The sequence below is a fragment of the Spirillospora sp. NPDC047418 genome, from assembly GCF_040643275.1.
Taxonomy (GTDB): Bacteria; Actinomycetota; Actinomycetes; order Streptosporangiales; family Streptosporangiaceae; genus Spirillospora.
This window is the reverse complement of sequence record NZ_JBEYTW010000003.1, coordinates 160,089-175,329: the sequence shown is the minus strand read 5'-3', so window position 1 is coordinate 175,329 and position 15,241 is coordinate 160,089. Positions and strand designations below refer to the sequence as shown.

Annotated in this window: 15 protein-coding genes and 1 tRNA gene; 6 read left to right on the top strand and 10 right to left on the bottom strand. The window is 71.0% G+C overall.

Going from position 1 to position 15,241, the window contains the following annotated elements; genetic code table 11:
* The first annotated feature begins 93 nt into the window (after nucleotides 1–93).
* The gene (locus ABZ806_RS02910; RefSeq protein ID WP_500214922.1) at nucleotides 94–618 is read left to right on the top strand and encodes an ATP-binding protein; all 525 of its coding nucleotides are present in this window, start codon (nucleotides 94–96) and stop codon (nucleotides 616–618) included.
* Nucleotides 599–2,587: a LuxR C-terminal-related transcriptional regulator gene (locus ABZ806_RS02905; protein WP_500214921.1), complete on the top strand. Its 1,989-nt coding sequence runs from the start codon at nucleotides 599–601 to the stop codon at nucleotides 2,585–2,587. Before ABZ806_RS02910 ends, ABZ806_RS02905 begins: the two co-directional genes overlap by 20 nt.
* Nucleotides 2,588–3,444: 857 nt before the next feature.
* Here ABZ806_RS02905 and ABZ806_RS02900 read toward each other — a convergent pair.
* From ABZ806_RS02900 to nagA, 6 genes are all read right to left on the bottom strand, one after another.
* The gene (locus ABZ806_RS02900) at nucleotides 3,445–3,846 is read right to left on the bottom strand and encodes an NUDIX hydrolase (RefSeq protein ID WP_500214920.1); all 402 of its coding nucleotides are present in this window, start codon (nucleotides 3,844–3,846) and stop codon (nucleotides 3,445–3,447) included.
* 179 nt (nucleotides 3,847–4,025) lie between these two features.
* Nucleotides 4,026–4,508, bottom strand: coding sequence for a hypothetical protein (locus tag ABZ806_RS02895; protein WP_500214919.1), 483 nt, complete (start codon nucleotides 4,506–4,508; stop codon nucleotides 4,026–4,028).
* Between the two features lie 602 nt (nucleotides 4,509–5,110).
* A tRNA-Ala gene (locus ABZ806_RS02890) sits at nucleotides 5,111–5,184 on the bottom strand.
* A 47-nt stretch (nucleotides 5,185–5,231) separates the two neighbouring features.
* Nucleotides 5,232–5,771: a divisome protein SepX/GlpR gene (gene sepX / locus ABZ806_RS02885; RefSeq protein WP_500214918.1), complete on the bottom strand. Its 540-nt coding sequence runs from the start codon at nucleotides 5,769–5,771 to the stop codon at nucleotides 5,232–5,234.
* A 215-nt stretch (nucleotides 5,772–5,986) separates the two neighbouring features.
* Nucleotides 5,987–6,616, bottom strand: a complete 630-nt coding sequence (locus ABZ806_RS02880) for a GNAT family N-acetyltransferase (RefSeq protein ID WP_500214917.1) — start codon at nucleotides 6,614–6,616, stop codon at nucleotides 5,987–5,989.
* A gap of 36 nt (nucleotides 6,617–6,652) precedes the next feature.
* Nucleotides 6,653–7,810, bottom strand: a complete 1,158-nt coding sequence (gene nagA, locus ABZ806_RS02875; protein ID WP_500214916.1) for an N-acetylglucosamine-6-phosphate deacetylase — start codon at nucleotides 7,808–7,810, stop codon at nucleotides 6,653–6,655.
* A gap of 142 nt (nucleotides 7,811–7,952) precedes the next feature.
* Between nagA and ABZ806_RS02870 the strand changes: the two genes are divergently transcribed.
* Entirely contained in the window at nucleotides 7,953–8,738 is a 786-nt protein-coding gene (locus ABZ806_RS02870) for a DeoR/GlpR family DNA-binding transcription regulator (protein ID WP_500214915.1), read from the top strand.
* On the opposite strand, the gene ABZ806_RS02865 is transcribed toward ABZ806_RS02870, so the two are convergent.
* The 4 genes from ABZ806_RS02865 to galU are packed head-to-tail and all read right to left on the bottom strand — an operon-like array spanning nucleotide 8,735 to nucleotide 11,886.
* Nucleotides 8,735–9,232: a MogA/MoaB family molybdenum cofactor biosynthesis protein gene (locus ABZ806_RS02865; RefSeq protein ID WP_500214914.1), complete on the bottom strand. Its 498-nt coding sequence runs from the start codon at nucleotides 9,230–9,232 to the stop codon at nucleotides 8,735–8,737. The two genes, ABZ806_RS02870 and ABZ806_RS02865, sit on opposite strands and share 4 nt — an antisense overlap.
* Nucleotides 9,229–9,654, bottom strand: a complete 426-nt coding sequence (moaC, locus tag ABZ806_RS02860; protein WP_500214969.1) for a cyclic pyranopterin monophosphate synthase MoaC — start codon at nucleotides 9,652–9,654, stop codon at nucleotides 9,229–9,231. Before moaC ends, ABZ806_RS02865 begins: the two co-directional genes overlap by 4 nt.
* Before the next feature lie 38 nt (nucleotides 9,655–9,692).
* Nucleotides 9,693–10,901, bottom strand: a complete 1,209-nt coding sequence (glp, locus tag ABZ806_RS02855) for a molybdotransferase-like divisome protein Glp (protein WP_500214913.1) — start codon at nucleotides 10,899–10,901, stop codon at nucleotides 9,693–9,695.
* 43 nt (nucleotides 10,902–10,944) lie between these two features.
* Entirely contained in the window at nucleotides 10,945–11,886 is a 942-nt protein-coding gene (gene galU, locus ABZ806_RS02850) for a UTP--glucose-1-phosphate uridylyltransferase GalU (RefSeq protein ID WP_500214912.1), read from the bottom strand.
* A 33-nt stretch (nucleotides 11,887–11,919) separates the two neighbouring features.
* On the opposite strand from galU, the gene ABZ806_RS02845 reads away from it, so the two are divergent.
* The 3 genes from ABZ806_RS02845 to ABZ806_RS02835 all read left to right on the top strand — a co-directional run bounded on the left by ABZ806_RS02845 (nucleotide 11,920) and on the right by ABZ806_RS02835 (nucleotide 15,111).
* Complete coding sequence (locus ABZ806_RS02845; protein ID WP_500214911.1) at nucleotides 11,920–12,501, top strand: 5-formyltetrahydrofolate cyclo-ligase; 582 nt, start codon at nucleotides 11,920–11,922, stop codon at nucleotides 12,499–12,501.
* 8 nt (nucleotides 12,502–12,509) lie between these two features.
* Complete coding sequence (locus tag ABZ806_RS02840) at nucleotides 12,510–13,523, top strand: NAD(P)-dependent oxidoreductase (protein ID WP_500214910.1); 1,014 nt, start codon at nucleotides 12,510–12,512, stop codon at nucleotides 13,521–13,523.
* A 103-nt stretch (nucleotides 13,524–13,626) separates the two neighbouring features.
* Entirely contained in the window at nucleotides 13,627–15,111 is a 1,485-nt protein-coding gene (locus ABZ806_RS02835) for a potassium/proton antiporter (protein ID WP_500214909.1), read from the top strand.
* Nucleotides 15,112–15,241 lie beyond the last annotated feature (130 nt).

Here is a 15,241-nt window from a genome sequence, read left to right as displayed (position 1 = left end):
CGCGCGGGGGGCGGATAGGACAGAATATTCATGTGAATGAGGAGCTATTCGGGCGCGAAGATGCTCTGAGAGTCGTCAACGACCTCATGGTCCATGGCGCAGCGTGATCACCGTCGGCGATCCCGGGTCGGCAAGAGCGTCCTGCTGAAGGCCGCCGCCGACCAGGCGCGGCGCCAGGGGCGAAGGGTGCTCTCCGTTGCTCCGACGCAATTCGAGCAAGGACTGCCCTTCGCGGGGCTCGCCGAACTGCTCGGCCGGTTCCCCAAGGGAGCGGAGCAGGCCCTCCCTGGCCCGCAGCAGCGCGCGCTCGCCGTCGCCCTGCAGCGCGCCGAACCCGCGGGCGGCGAGGTCGACGCCTTGGCCGTTCCCCTGGCGGTCCGGGGCCTGCTGACGCGGCTGTGCGAATCCGAGCCGGTCGCACTCCTCATCGACGACTTGCAGTGGCTGGACCAGGCGAGCGTCGGCAGCCTCGGTTTCGCGCTGCGCGGCGTCTCCGCCGATGAGCGCCGGGGTGGCCCGGGCGAGCGGCGGGAACCCGTTGCTGGCCCTGGAGATCGCGCGGGCGTCCGACCACGGCCGCGTCCAGGTCCCGCCGAGCATGGCCGAACTTCTCGGTGAGCGGGTGGCGCTGCTCACGGAGGAAACGCGGGAAGTGCTCCTCCTGGCGTCCGCGGCGGGACGGCTCACCGTGGCGCAGGCGCAGGGAATCGTGGAGCGTGCCCGGCTGTGGCCGGCTCTGGAGGCCGCGGCCGACGCGGACGTGGCGGTGGTGGGCGCCGGGTCGGTGATCGGCTTTCCCCACCCGCTGCTGGCGTCGACCGTGTACGACGCCGCCACGGTCGCCGAACGCCGCCGGGCGCATCGCCTGCTCGCGGAGACGCTCGATGACCCGGTGGAACGTGCCCACCATCGCGCGAAGTCGATCACGGCCCCCAACGAGGCCGTCGCGGCCGAACTGGAACGGGCCGCCGAACTCTCCAGAGGCCGCGGAGCCCCCGACGTGGCCGGAGAGCTGCTGGAGGGAGCAGCACTGGCCACCCCCGCCGACGTGGCCGCCGGCCTGGGACGCTGGCTGCGCGCGGTGGACACCTACAGCGAGGCCGGCGACGCGGTGTCGGCACGGGCGGCCCTGTGCAAAGGATCGGGGCTGGCCACGACCCCCGAGCAACAGGCCCGGGTGCTGGTACGGCGGATCCGCCTGGCCCAGGACCTGCCGACCGCCCGGTCCCTCGCCGAGCAGGCGCATGAGCTGGCGCCCGCCGGCAGCGAGGCCCGCGCCGAAGTTCTGGGCAACCTCGCGGTGATCTGCCGCATGCAGTGCGACGGCACGCGTGCGCTGGAACTGGCGGAGATGGCGATCACCGAGGCGGCGGCGGTGCGGCGTCCGGACGTCCAGCTCAAAGCGCTGATCGAGCGGCTCCTGACCGAAAGCCATTGGGGCGTGGGCCGTCCACAGCAATCGATACAGGACATCGAGCGGCTGGCCGGCACCATGCCCGTGCCCATGACGTTGCTGGCCTTCACGCGCAGTTTCCACGCGCCCTGGGACGACCCGATGGCCGAGAAATACGCACGGGAGGGTATCGAATGGGCCGCTGACGCTGGTCGGTACCGCGATCTGCCGATGCTCTACCTCAGCCTGATCATGGTCCTGATCCGTAAGTCGCACGTGCGTGAGGCCCAAGCCGCCCTTGAGGAGGCAGACCGGTCGGGCGGGTGGGCGGCGGTCATCCGAGGCTGGTCGGCGGCCGCCGGTTCCCAGGAGGACATCACCCACATCATCGTCAACGCACATGCGGGTGAACTCGACGTTGCACGTGAGTGGGCCCGCCGTGCGGCCGCCCAGCCGCAGATGCAGGGATCGGCGTACTGGCGAGGCGGCTTCTTGGCGCTGCTCGGATTCGTCGAGACCTCCGCCCGCAATTGGCAGGCGGCACTCGAACTACTGCGCGAACTCGCGGAGATTTTCGCGCGCACCGGGATGGTCGAAGTCGAGGCGCTGTTGTGGGGCGTCGACTACGCCGAGGCCGCACTGCAGCTCGGCGCGACGGAGGACGTCGAAGCGGCCATCTCCATTCTGCGACGCCAAGGATCGGCCGGTAGACCAGAGGCGACGGTCGCTGCGGACCGCTGCCAGGCGTTGCTGACGGCCGCGCGGGGCGACGTGGACAACGCCTTGAGTGAGCTTCTCAGAATCGTCGACCAACCGGGATCCGAGTGTCCATTCGAGGCCGCACGCTCCCAGCTGGCCCTGGGACAGGTCTACCGCCGCGCCGGCTACAAGGGCAAGGCGACCCGGGCGTTCAGCGCGGCGGCGGACGCCTTCGAGGAACTCGGCATACCGCGATGGGCGGAACGAGCCCGGGACGAGGCCGGCCGAGTCGGCCTGCACCCCACGACGGGAACCCTCACGGCAACGGAACGCCGCGTCGCCGAACTGGTCGCGTCCGGCCGCTCGAACCAGGAGACCGCCGCCGAACTCTTCATGTCCGTCAAAACCGTGGAAGCCAATCTGACCCGAATATATCGAAAGCTCTCCGTCCGCTCGAGAACCGAACTCGCAAACCACCTGAACACGGGAACTTAACGCCCGCCGCGCCTCGGCGTACTCGCCGGCCATAGCCGCCCCACGGGCAACCCCGTAAGCCGAACGTGCCCTGGACTACTCAAAGCTCGTCCCGGATACTGACTCTGATGGGTCCGTGAATTAACGACTTGAGGGTCGTTCTTCGGGTTGCTGCACCTGGACCTGCTCGGCGACCCGAGGGTTCACCCTGCCAGTCAGTTCTGTTCGCCCAGGTCGGCGACCACTGCGCAACCGTACCCACTAAAAGCCGAAGTCCCTTGCGCAGCGTCCAGTCGGCGAGGGGTGCTGCGGACAACCAGAGTCTGGGAATGGAGCATTAAATTGGCGGGTTTGATGTCGCGATGCACGATCCCGGCTGCGTGCGCGGCAGTTAGGCCCGCGGCCGCCCGTGACCCCGGGAGCGATTGGGCCCGTGCAAATACTCCAGCACTAGATAGGGCAACTCGTTGTGCTCGCCGACGTCGTGGACCACGGCGATATTGCGGTGCACCAGCCACGCAGCGGCTTCGGGTGGGTCTTGGGTGTTGAGGCCGGCGGTGTACTCGTCCCAGTGGCCGAGCTTCCAGCCCGTGGCGGGCGGCGTTGCGTAGCCGGCGTCGGCCCCGCTGGGCGCGTGTCTGCGGTGTCCGCGGCGGAGAGGTCTTCTTCTCTTCGCCGGGGCGGACGTCGTTGGTGACGACCGCCCCAGGTCTGGTCGGATACGGGCCACTGCGGGAGGCGCCCCCGGACGTAGCGGCGCCGTCGTCTGAGCCGCTGCCTCACTCACGTCCTCTTGGCGCTGTGTGCCTCGCCTCCCGCAATGGAGAGATGCGCCACGGTCGAGGAATAGTCAATACCTGTGGTTCGGGTCTTTCGTGTCAGTGGAGTTGGCCGGCTTGATGTAGGTGGTCGAAGATGACCTGGTCGACGGGAGATACCTGGTTGCGGTCGGCGTAGGTGAGCCAGACGAGTTCTGCGATTTCGCTGCTGGGGGTCGGCTGGCCATGGTGGTCGGCGGTGTAGCAGGTCATCTGCACGGTGACGCCGGCCGCGTGGCCGTGGGCTTGCGCCCGGAAGGTGCCCACGTGCGTGGCGGTGGCCGGGATGATGGCGATGGCGAGCTCTTCATCGATTTCTCTGATCAGGGTGTCAAGGTCGCTTTCGCCTTCTTCGCGTTTGCCGCCGGGGATGTAGTAGGCGTCCTTGCCGTGTGAACGGGTGCTGAGGATCTTGCCGTTGTCCAGGTGGATCCAGGCGATCTTGTCGATGGTCGCGCTCATCGTTTGATCCTTCCGTAGGAAGACGGGTCAGGCTGCTTGGTCGTCGGGTCGTTCGCTGGTGAACGTTGCGCCTGCACGGACGCGGGCGACAAGGTGGGGTGCGTTCACCGCCCGCCAGCGGGAACGTACACCCCTCCCCGGCCGATCCACAGGTCTCAAGCATTGCTCCACGGTCTTCTTCAGAACGTGTGAAGCTCGTCGGCCGGCAGACACTCCCACGCATCTCGCGCCAGTTCGCGCACCGTCAAGACCGGGCGCGTGAGAACGACGTCTCCGGCCCGCTGTACACGTACGGTGAGTCCAAGATCTGTCGAGGCGGGGTTGGCGTCATAGGTGTAGTGGAGATCGAGTCCTTTGGCCTCAGTGTGCTCGCAGATCCACCTCTCCAGCTCTGACGGGACGCGCCCGGTCAAGGGCACACCGTCCAGCAGAACCTGCGGTCCGGTCAACGCGTCGACCGCCACGACCTCCAGACAGTAGATGTTGCTGTAATGGGTCGTCACGCCCAACGTGGAGAACTGGAACCAGCGCGGCCTGAAGTGCGGCGACCACTGATCCTCGGAAGTAGTGAGAGACCACAGATCGCTGTTGTCGATGGAGGAGCCCTTGGCGGCGCTGATGGCGTGGGGGGCGAGCGCGTCCGCCACCTCCCTGGAGGTCATCCCGAACCGCAGCGGCCCCACACCGACAGTCGGCGCGAGTGCCCACTGTTCCCGAAAAGTGGCGGCCTACCTACACGCTCTACCGTTGACGATCTTCAGCCTCGCAACGGGGCCCGCGGAGGCTGTAGTCCAACTTTCGAACCCCGTCCCGGCCGAACGCCCACGCTGTCAGCCTGGGAATCAACCGATCATGGTCGTCAGGGCTGCTGACCTGGTCTCGACACGTGCTGCGAGCGACCGTGAATCGCCCTTGATCACCATGGCTGATCACCCGCCGCCCGGATGCTGTCCGGCACCGTGTGCGCCGCCTTTATCGGGGCCGTGTCCGCGATTCAGCGAACACGCTCAGGAGCCTGCCGATACGCCTCGGCCCGCAGGTAGAGCTCTGTCCGATCGTTGAGGTACGAGACCAGGACTTCTCGGAGATCTTGATGCGGCACCTAGGACGTGAGCGCGGGGGCGACTGGTGGCGTGAGGGTCAGGTCTTGGTTGCCGGGGTGTGTCATCTGGTGCTGGTCGGTCTTGATGACATCTTGATGACAAACGATCAAGGGCCTGATCGGAGCATGCTCCGATCAGGCCCTTGACCTGTAAATCCTGGGTGGAGCTGAGGGGATTTGAACCCCTGACCCCCTCGATGCGAACGAGGTGCGCTACCGGACTGCGCTACAGCCCCAAGGACTCCGTAAGGTTAGCAAACATCGGGGGGTGCTCGCGCACCGGTTACTCGCCGACGGCGCGGCGGTCGTCGGCGTACTGGTCGAAGACCTCGTCGAGGGTGATGAGGTCGATGACCTCGGCCGGTTCGGCCTCCTCGGCGGCGCGGCGGGCCTCCAGGGCGCGGGTGCGGGCCTCGGCGCGGGCCTGGGCGGCGGCGCGGTGGCGAGCGGTGTCCATGCCGACGGCGACGCGCAGCAGCGCCAGGTGGCCGGCCAGGAGGGCGGCCGGGGGCATGGTGATCCACCAGGGCGCGACGCCGGACGCGACGACGGCGATGGCGGTGAGGACCAGGGCGGTCAGGCCCGTGGTGCGGCGGCGGCGCCGGGCGATGACGGCGGCCCGGGTGACGCGGCGGGGCTCCGGGGCCTCCTCGGCAGGCGTGGGGGCCTCCTCGGGAAGCGGTTCCTCGGCCTCGTCCTCCTCGGGACGTTTGTGGAGGAGGCGGGAGATCCCGGTCGTCTCGGTGTCGCGGCGCAGCCACATGGGCACGAGGACGATCGCCCAGACGGCGACGATGGCGAGGTACAGGACGGCGCTGCTCACCGGCCCCACCGTCCCAGGGCACGCTTAAGAGGCGGGCCGACTTTCGGCGCGCGAACGTGCAATGGGAGCAGGGTCACGCCCCGCACGGTACGAGGGGGTGTCAGAGGTTGACGAGCATAAGGGGCGGTGTGTCGCGAGATCGATCTCGCCGTTACTCTCCGTTTGCCGCGCCTTCTCGATCGCAGGATTCTTACGGTGGGAAAGTCACGGCGGGCTCATGTGCCGCGGGGAAATGCCTGCTTGCGCTCGGCGAGCCAGCGGGCGCGCAGGCCACCGGGCACGTCCTCGACGGTGAGGGCGTAGCAGATGTGGTCGCGCCAGGCGCCGTCGATGTGCAGGTGGCGGCGGCGAATTCCCTCTTCGCGGAATCCGAGCTTTTCGACGACGCGGCGGCTCGCGGTGTTCTCCGGGCGGATATTGGCTTCGAGCCGGTGCAGGCCGACGGTGAAGAAACAGTGGTCGACGGCGAGCGCGACGGCGGTGGGAATGACGCCGCGTCCGGCGACCCGCTTGTCGACCCAGTAGCCGATCTGCGCGGACCGGGCCGACCCCCACACGACCGCGCCGATGGTGAGCTGGCCGGCGAACTCGTCCTCGTGGGTCACGACCCAGGGCAGCGCGAGACCCTGGCGGGCTTCGCGCCGCATGGTGTGGACCATGCTGAGGTACGGCCCGAGGCCGCTGCGGAACAGCGGCGTCTCGGGGTTGGTCGGCTCCCACGGGCGGAGCCAGTCGGCGTTGCGGACCCGCAGCTCACGCCAGACGGCGGCGTCGCGATGCCGCAGCGGGCGCAGGCCGACAGGGCCCTCGGTCAGGGTGACCGGCCATCCCCGTAAACGTTCCACGGTTCCATGATTCCCTGGTCGGACGTCTGGACGCCATCAATTGTCCCCGAGAATTCGGGCACGCGGGACGATCGTGCCCTGTTTCATCACCTGGGTGACGCGGAGATCGCCGTCCAGGACGACCAGGTCGGCGTCCTTGCCGGGTTCGAGGGAGCCGGTGCGGGCGTCGATGCCGAGCGCTCGGGCGGGGATCAGGGACGCGGCGCGGGCGGCGTCCTCGATGGGGAGGCCGGTGTCGGTGACGGTGCGGCGGAAGGCGTCCGCCATGGTGATCGTGCTGCCGGCGATGGACGTCCCGCCGGCGAGGGTGGCGCGGCCGCCGCGGACCTCGACGTCCATCACGCCGAGGCGGTAGTCGCCGTCGCCCATCCCGGTGGCGGCCATGGCGTCGGTGATCAGCGCGACGCGGGACGGGGCGGCGGCGAACGCGAGGCGCGTCACGGCCGGCTCCACGTGGACGCCGTCGTTGATCAGCTCGACGGTGACGCGCGGGTCGTTGAGCGCGGCGGCGATCGGCCCGCCCTCGCGGTGGTGCAGCGGGCGCATGGCGTTGAACAGGTGCGTCGCGACGCGGGCGCCCGCGTCGAACGCGGCGCGGGCGGTGGCGCCGGTGGCCTCGGTGTGGCCGACGGCCGCGATCACGCCCGCGTCCGCGGCCCGCCGGACGAGGTCGAGGGCGCCGGGCAGTTCGGGCGCGACGGTGATCATGCGGAGGTGCCCGCGGCCGAGCCGGACGAGCCGGGCGAACTCGGCGGGGTCGGGGTCGCGCAGCAGCGCCGGGTCGTGGGCGCCGCAGCGGTCGCGGGCGAGGTAGGGGCCCTCGAGGTGGATGCCGGTGATCACGCCGTCGGCGGCGAGGCCGGCGAGGCGGGTGACGGCGTCGGCGAGTTCGCGCGGGTCGCCGGTGACGAGGCTGGCCATGCCGGTGGTGGTGCCGTGGGCGAGGTGGAAGGACGCGACGCGGCCGGGGTCCTCGGGGCGCTGGTAGGAGGCGCCCGCCCCGCCGTGGACGTGCATGTCCACGAAGCCGGGGACGACGTACCGGCCTGCGACGTCGATCTCGTCGCCCGCGGCCATGGTCGTGATCTTGCCGTCCACGATGTGGAGGTCTCCGTGGCGGACGCCGTCCGGCAGCACGATCCGGGCATTGGTGAGGATCGTCCCGCGAGCCGGCTCGTCGATCGCGTTCGCCATGGCGTCCTCTCGATGCGCGCAGCTGATCGCCGCCGATTGTTCCACGGACTGAACGCGCAGGTAGAGCCAGGGGCGTGCAGGCTAGGATTCTCGGACGACCTTAGCCCCGGGCCTTCCCTCGCCCGCGTGAAAGGGGGCCGGTGTGACCCGGCACGAGCGCTGGAACGCGCTGCTCGGACTGCTCGCGGACGCGGGCAGGCTGACGGTCGAGGACGCGTCCCTGCGCATGGGGGTGTCGGCCGCGACGATCCGCCGCGACTTCGACCAGCTCGCGCAGCAGCAGATGCTGACCCGCACCCGCGGCGGCGCCGTCGCGCAGAGCGTCAGCTACGACCTGCCGCTGCGCTACAAGGCGGCGCGGCACGCCTCCGAGAAGCAGCGGATCGCGGCGGCGACCGCCGAGCTGGCCAGGCCCGGGTCGATCGTCGGGCTGAACGGCGGGACGACGACGTCCGAGGTCGCCCGGGTCCTCGCCACGCGCGCCGACCTGCACGCCGAGGGGCCGACGCCGGCGCTGACGATCGTGACGAACGCGCTGAACATCGCGGGCGAGCTGGCCGTCCGGCCGCATGTGAAGATCGTCCTGACGGGCGGGGTGCCGCGGCCGCAGTCCTACGAGCTGACCGGGCCGCTGGCCACCGGGATCTTCGACCACGTGACGCTGGACGTGGCGATCATCGGCGTGAACGGGGTGGACGCGCGGCACGGCGCGACCTGCCACAACGAGGGCGAGGCGGACGTGAACCGGCTGATGGCCGAGCGCGCCGAGCAGGTCGTCGTGGTGGCGGACGGGTCGAAGGTCGGCCACCGGGCGTTCGCCCGGATCTGCGACGTCGGCGACATCGACGTCCTGGTGACGGACGGGACGGTGCCGGACGCGGCGGCGGCCGCCTTCACCGAGGCCGGCGTCCACGTCATCCGCGCCTAGCCGCTCTGGCGCGGGTGGTCGCCGCCCCTGATCTGGTCGATCGCGTGAGCCAGGACCCGTCCCAGGACGGTCATGCCGTCGCGGACGCCGCCGGTCGAGCCGGGCAGGTTGACGATGAGGGTGCGGCCCGCGACGCCGGCGAGGCCGCGGGACAGGATCGCGGCGGGCACCTGCTCGCGGCCCTCCAGCCGGACCGCCTCGGCGATGCCCGGTATCTCCCACTCGATCACCTGGCGGGTCATCTCCGGGGTCTGGTCGGTCGGGGTGAGGCCCGTCCCGCCCGTCGTGACGACGACGTCGTAGCCGCCGGCGACCGCGTCCCGCAACGTCTCGGCGACCGGGCCGCCGTCGGGGATCACCACCGGGCCGTCCACCTGGCAGCCGAGGTCCTCCAGCATCTCGACCAGCACGGGCCCGGACCGGTCGGCGTAGACGCCGGCCGCGGCCCGGTTCGAGACGGTGACCGCCATCGCCCTGAGCAGCGCCCCGGTCACCGGCGCCACACCCCCGTCTTCCCGCCGGTCTTCTCCTCGACCCGGACGTCGGTGATCACGGCGGCCGGGTCGACGGCCTTCACCATGTCGACCAGGGCGAGCGCGGCGACGCCGACGGACGTGAGCGCCTCCATCTCGACGCCGGTGCGGTCGGCGGTGCGGGTGACGGCCGTGATCGCGACGCCGTCGTCCCTGATCTCCAGGTCGACGGTGACGCCGTGCAGCGCGATGGGATGGCACAGGGGGACGAGGTCGGGGACGCGCTTGGCGCCCATGATCCCGGCGATGCGGGCCACCGACAGGGCGTCGCCCTTGGGGATGTCACCGGCGCGCAGGAGGCCGACGCACTCCGGTGACAGCCGGACGAAGCCCGTCGCCGTCGCCGTCCTGGCGGAGACGTCCTTCGCCGAAACGTCGACCATGCGGGCGGAACCGGAGTCGTCCAGGTGGGTGAACTCGGTCAAGACGGCAACCTCAGAACGTTGACGTGGGAACCGGCGGGCAGGGCCTCGGCGTCCTCCGGAAGTTCGATGAGCGCGTTCGCCGAGGACAGCGACCCGAGCTGGTGCGAGCCCTGCACCTCGGCCGCGGTGACGCTGTAGGAGCCTCGGTTGAGGGACAACCTGCCGCGCAGGTAGTGGCGAAGCCCCGCAGGCGACTTGACGTCCTCCGCGAGGACGGCGCTCACAGTCGGCAGTGGTTCCGGCGCCAGCCCCTGCATCGCGAGCAGTGCGGGACGAACGAAAACTTGGAACGACACGTACGCGCTCACCGGGTTCCCAGGGAGGGTGAAAACGGGAGTGCCTTCGAGGAGGCCGAACCCTTGCGGCTTACCGGGACGCATCCGCACCTTGTGGAAACCCACTGTCCCGGTGGTGCTGAGCACTTCCTTGACGACGTCCCTCGTGCCCATGGAAACGCCGCCGGTGGTGACGATGGCGTCGGCCCGGACGAGTTGGTCCTGGAGCATCTCCAGGACCTTGCCCGGCTCGTCCTCGACCGTCGCCTGGCGGAAACCCACGCCGCCCGCCTCGACCACGGCGGCGGTGAGCATGAAGCTGTTCGACTCCCAGATCTGGCCCGGCGCCAGGGTGGAGCCCGGCTCGCGCAGTTCGTCGCCGGTGGCGACGACCACGACGCGGGGCTTCGGACGCACCATGACCCGGGGACGTCCCACCGCCGCGATCATGCCGAGTTGCGGTGCGGCGAGCCGCGTGCCCGCCTCCGCGACGACCTGCCCGGCGAGGACGTCCTCGCCGGAACGCCGGATGTAGTTGCCCGGCGGGGCGGCGCGGAAGACCTTGACGTTGGCGTTCCCGCCGTCGGTCCACTCGACCGGGATGACCGCGTCGGCGCCGGCGGGCAGCGGCGCGCCCGTCATGATCCGCGCGGTCAGCCCGGTCCGGATCGCCGACACGCCGGAGTCGCCCGCGACGATGTCGCCGACGACGGGCAGCGTGACCGGCGCCGCGTCGGTGGCCGCCGCGATGTCGGCCGCGACGACGGCGTAGCCGTCCATCGCGGAGTTGTCGAACGGCGGCAGCGGCACCGGCGCGGACACGGGCCCGGCGAGCACCGTGCCCTGCGCCTCCAGCAGCGCCAGATCGAGCGGCGGCAGCACCTTCACGCTGCCGAGGATCTCCGTCAGATGCTCATCGACCGTTCTCATGACCAGGTTTCTCTCGTGACCGGGCTTCCGCTTCGCCGGGCCGTCACGCGCCGCCCGCGCCGTTCCCCGCGCCGTCGCCCGCGCCGTCCTGCCGCTGGACGAACTCGCGCAGCCACGGCATGAACTCCGGCGCCAGGTCGGGGCGTTCCGCCGCGAACTGGACGACCGTCCGCAGGTACTCCAGCTTGTTGCCGGTGTCGTAGCGGCGCCCCCGGAACTTCACGCCGTAGACGGTTCCGCCCTGGTCGGCGGGCGTGTCGGCGAGGGTGCGCAGGGCGTCGGTCAGCTGGATCTCGCCGCCGCGCCCGGGCGGGGTCTTCTCCAGGACGTCGAACACGGCGGGGTCGCAGACGTACCGGCCGATGATGATCCAGTTGCTCGGCGCCTCCTCGGCGGCGGGCTTCTCGACGAGGTCGGAGATGCGGACGACGTCGTCCTCGTCCGTCGCCTCGATGGCCGCGCAGCCGTAGGCGGAGACCTGGTCGGGCGCGACCTCCATCAGCGCGATGACGCTGCCGCCGTACTGGTTGCGCACCTCGATCATGCGGCGCAGCAGCTTGTCGCGGTCGTCGATCATGTCGTCGCCGAGCAGCACCGCGAACGGCTCGTCGCCGACGTGCTGGCGGGCGCAGTGCACGGCGTGCCCGAGGCCCTTCGGCTCGCCCTGCCGGACGTAGTGCATGATCGCGAGATCGCTGGACTCGCGCACGGCGTCGAGCCGGTCCGCGTCGCCCTTCGCGCTCAGCGCCTCCTCGAGCTCGTAGGCTCGGTCGAAGTGGTCCTCGATGGACCGCTTGCTGCGGCCGGTGATCATCAGTACGTCGCAGAGGCCGGCGTCGACCGCCTCCTCCACGACGTACTGGATCGCCGGTTTGTCGACGATGGGCAGCATTTCCTTGGGCGTCGCCTTCGTCGCGGGCAAGAATCGGGTACCGAGGCCGGCCGCGGGGACGACCGCCTTGAGCACAGGTGCACTGTCGGCCATGTACCGACCATAACCATCCGTGAGGACGGCGACGTGCAGGACATCGTTTCGAAGACCGATCTCCGGGCGGAAATGCTCGGCCGGCGTGCGGCGATGCCGCCGCAGACCCGTGCCGCGGCGGCGCGGCCGATCCGGGACGCGCTGCTGTCCCTGCCGGAGGTGGAGATGGCGGGGACGATCGCGGCGTACGCCTCGATCGGCGACGAGCCGGACACGCGCAGCCTGCTGTTCGCGCTCTGGAAGCGCGGGACGTACGTGCTGCTCCCGCTCCTGCTCCCGGACGGCGACCTCGACTGGGCGTCCTACGAGGGGCCCGACTCGCTCGTCCCGGGGGCGCACGGGTGCCTGGAGCCGTCCGAGCCGCCGCGCGGGCCCGGCGCCATCGCCGGCGCGGACGTCGTGCTGACCCCGGCGGTCGCCGTCGACCGGACGGGCGTGCGCCTCGGCCGCGGCGGCGGCTCCTACGACCGCGCGCTGGCCCGGGTCGGCCCGGCGATCCTGACGGTGGCGCCGCTGTACGACGGCGAACTGGTGGAGTCGCTGCCGGCCGAGGCCCACGACCAGCGCGTTCGCGCCGCCGTCACCCCGTCCGGCGGTCTGGTCCGGCTGGGATGACGGCCGGCATGACCGACGGGACGACGGCCGGCCCGACGGCGCCGTGGCGGATCCTGTCCCTGCCCCCGGTCGGCAAGGAGGTCGTCCGCGGCCTGTTCGCACCGCTCGGCGACGCCGCCGAGGTGGTGTTCCCGGCGACCAGGGACCGCGCCGGGCTGCTCGCCGCGCTCCCGTCCGCCGACATCGTGATCGCCGACTTCTCGCACGGGTTCGTCCTGGACGCCGAGGCCGTGGCCGCCGCGCGGCGGCTGGCGTTCGTGCAGATGCCCGCGGTCGGCGTCGACAGGCTGGACCTCGCCGCGCTCACCGCCGCGGGCGTCCCGGTGGCGAACGCGGCGGGCTTCAACGCGCGCGGGGTCGCCGAGTGGGTGGTCGGGGCCGCGTTCGTCCTGTGCCGGAACCTCGCCTGGGGCGACCGGGCCGTCCGCGCGGGCGGGTGGCCGCAGGCGGAGCTGGCCGGGCGCGACCCGCGGGAGGTCCACGCGCAGCGGGTCGGCATCGGGGGGTTCGGCGCGATCGGCGCGGAGGCGGCGCGGCTGTTCGCGGCGCTGGGCTGCGCGGTCTCCTACTGGACGAGGCGGCGGCGCCCCGAGGCGGCGGCGACGTACCGGGGGCTGGACGACCTGGTCGCGACGTCCGACATCCTCGTCCTCGCCCTGCCGCTGACGGAGGAGACCAGGGGCCTGATCGGCCCGGAGCGGCTCGCCCTCCTGCCCGCCGGCGCGCTGCTGATCAACGTGGCGCGGGGCGGCATCGCGCCCGACGGCGCCGTCCTCGCGGCGCTGGAGTCCGGACGGCTGGCGGGCGCGGCCCTCGACGTGTTCGAACGGGAGCCGCTGCCGGCGGACCATCCGCTGCGGTCCCGCGAGGACGTCCTGCTGTCGCCGCACGCGGCCGGATCGTCGGTCCAGTCGCAGCGGAACCTGCTCGCGGCGGTCCGCGACAACGTCACCGCGGCCGTTCAGGGACGGGACGTGCGGAACATCGTGAACGGGGTAAAACCGCAGGCCATACGGCGATAACAACGGTTTACGACAGGCCATCCCTCAACTGGAAATGCGCGATCGACCGATGAATCTGTAGGATTGCTAAACGTTCAACTTTGACGACCCCGAAGGGTGGGATGTGCATCTCGACATCTGGCTACTCCTCGGGGCCACGCTCGTACTCTGCGCCATCATCGCGGTCAGGCTGTCCCACAAAGCGGGACTGCCGACCCTGCTGGCGTACATGGGCCTCGGCCTGTTCATCGGCGAGTCCGGCCCCCTCCACATCTACTTCGACAACGCCGAGCTGGCCGAGACGCTCGGCCTCGCCGCCCTCGTCCTGATCCTCTACGAGGGCGGCATCACCACCGACTGGCGGCGCATGCGGCCGTCGGTGCCCGTCGCGATCAGCGTCTCCACCCTCGGCACCCTGATCAGCATCGGCATCGTGGCGGGCGCCGCCATCTGGCTGGTCGGGATGGACTGGCGCCCGGCGTTCCTGCTCGGCGCGGTGCTCGCCCCGACCGACGCCGCGGCCGTTTTCTCGGTGCTGCGGCGCTTGCCCCTGCCCTCGCGGCTGATGGGCCTGCTGGAGGGCGAGTCCGGCTTCAACGACGCCCCCGTCGTCATCATCGTGGTCACGCTCAGCGCCCATAGCGCCGCCCCCAACCTGGCCGAACTGCTCGGCGTGATGGTCTACGAGCTCGCCGCCGGCGCCGTCATCGGCATCGCCGTCGGATGGCTGGGCGCGCAGGGCCTGCGGCGCGTCGCGCTGCCCGCCTCCGGGCTCTACCCCATCGCGGTCCTGTCGCTGTCGGTCGGCTCCTACGGCGCGGCCTCGCTGCTGCACGCCAGCGGGTTCCTCGCCGTCTACGTCAGCGCCGTCGTCCTCGGGAACGCGCGCCTCCCGCACCGTCCCGCCACGCGCGGCTTCGCCGAAGGCGTCGGCTGGCTCGCGCAGATCGGGCTGTTCGTGATGCTCGGGCTGCTGGCCGACCCCGGCGACCTCCCCGGCCAGATCGTGCCCGCGCTCGTCATCGGGTTCGTGCTGCTGCTCGTCGCCCGTCCGGTATCGGTCGTGCTGTCCACGATCGGGTTCAGGCTGAGCTGGGGCGAGAAGGTCTTCACGTCCTGGGCCGGGCTCCGCGGCGCCGTGCCGATCGTCCTCGCCACCATCCCGATGGTCGCGGACGTCCCGAGCGCCGACCGGCTGTTCGCGATCGTGTTCAACATCGTCGTCCTGTTCACGCTGCTCCAGGGCCCGACGCTGCCGCTGGTGGCGCGCTGGTGCCGGCTGAAGGACGACGAGCAGCCCCGCGAGCTGGACGTGGAGGCCGCGCCGCTGGAGGAGCTGCACGCCGACCTGCTGGAGGTGCGGATCCCGGCCGACTCGATGCTGAGCGGTGTGGAGATCTTCGAGCTGCGGCTGCCGCCCGGCGCGTCCGTCACCCTCGTCGTGCGGGACGGGACGAGTTTCGTCCCCGAGCCCACGACGCCATTGCAGTCCGGCGACACCCTCCTGGTCGTGACCACCGACTCCGTCCGCGAGGCCGCCGAGCGGCGGCTGCGCGCCGTGAGCCGCAAGGGCAGGCTGGCCGGCTGGTTCGGCGAGACCGGCGCGTGACCTGCGCACGGGCTTCCCCGACCGGCCGGGGAACAGGCCGGGGGAGAATCGTGTTCCACACGCGAGTACCATTAGCAGTCGTTCAAAGTGAGTGCCAGTCCGGACTCCGCCGGGCTGAGTCAGCTAGGAG

Bases quoted from the DNA above. Each gene is read 5' to 3' on its own strand.
- ABZ806_RS02840 (WP_500214910.1), top strand. From the start codon at position 12,510: ATGACCGACGGGACGACGGCCGGCCCGACGGCGCCGTGGCGGATCCTG.
- moaC (WP_500214969.1), bottom strand. From the start codon at position 9,654: ATGGTCGACGTTTCGGCGAAGGACGTCTCCGCCAGGACGGCGACGGCG.
- ABZ806_RS02895 (WP_500214919.1), bottom strand. From the start codon at position 4,508: ATGACCTCCAGGGAGGTGGCGGACGCGCTCGCCCCCCACGCCATCAGC.
- ABZ806_RS02905 (WP_500214921.1), top strand. From the start codon at position 599: ATGGCCGAACTTCTCGGTGAGCGGGTGGCGCTGCTCACGGAGGAAACG.
- ABZ806_RS02910 (WP_500214922.1), top strand. From the start codon at position 94: ATGGCGCAGCGTGATCACCGTCGGCGATCCCGGGTCGGCAAGAGCGTC.
- galU (WP_500214912.1), bottom strand. From the start codon at position 11,886: ATGGCCGACAGTGCACCTGTGCTCAAGGCGGTCGTCCCCGCGGCCGGC.
- glp (WP_500214913.1), bottom strand. From the start codon at position 10,901: ATGAGAACGGTCGATGAGCATCTGACGGAGATCCTCGGCAGCGTGAAG.
- ABZ806_RS02900 (WP_500214920.1), bottom strand. From the start codon at position 3,846: ATGAGCGCGACCATCGACAAGATCGCCTGGATCCACCTGGACAACGGC.
- nagA (WP_500214916.1), bottom strand. From the start codon at position 7,810: ATGGCGAACGCGATCGACGAGCCGGCTCGCGGGACGATCCTCACCAAT.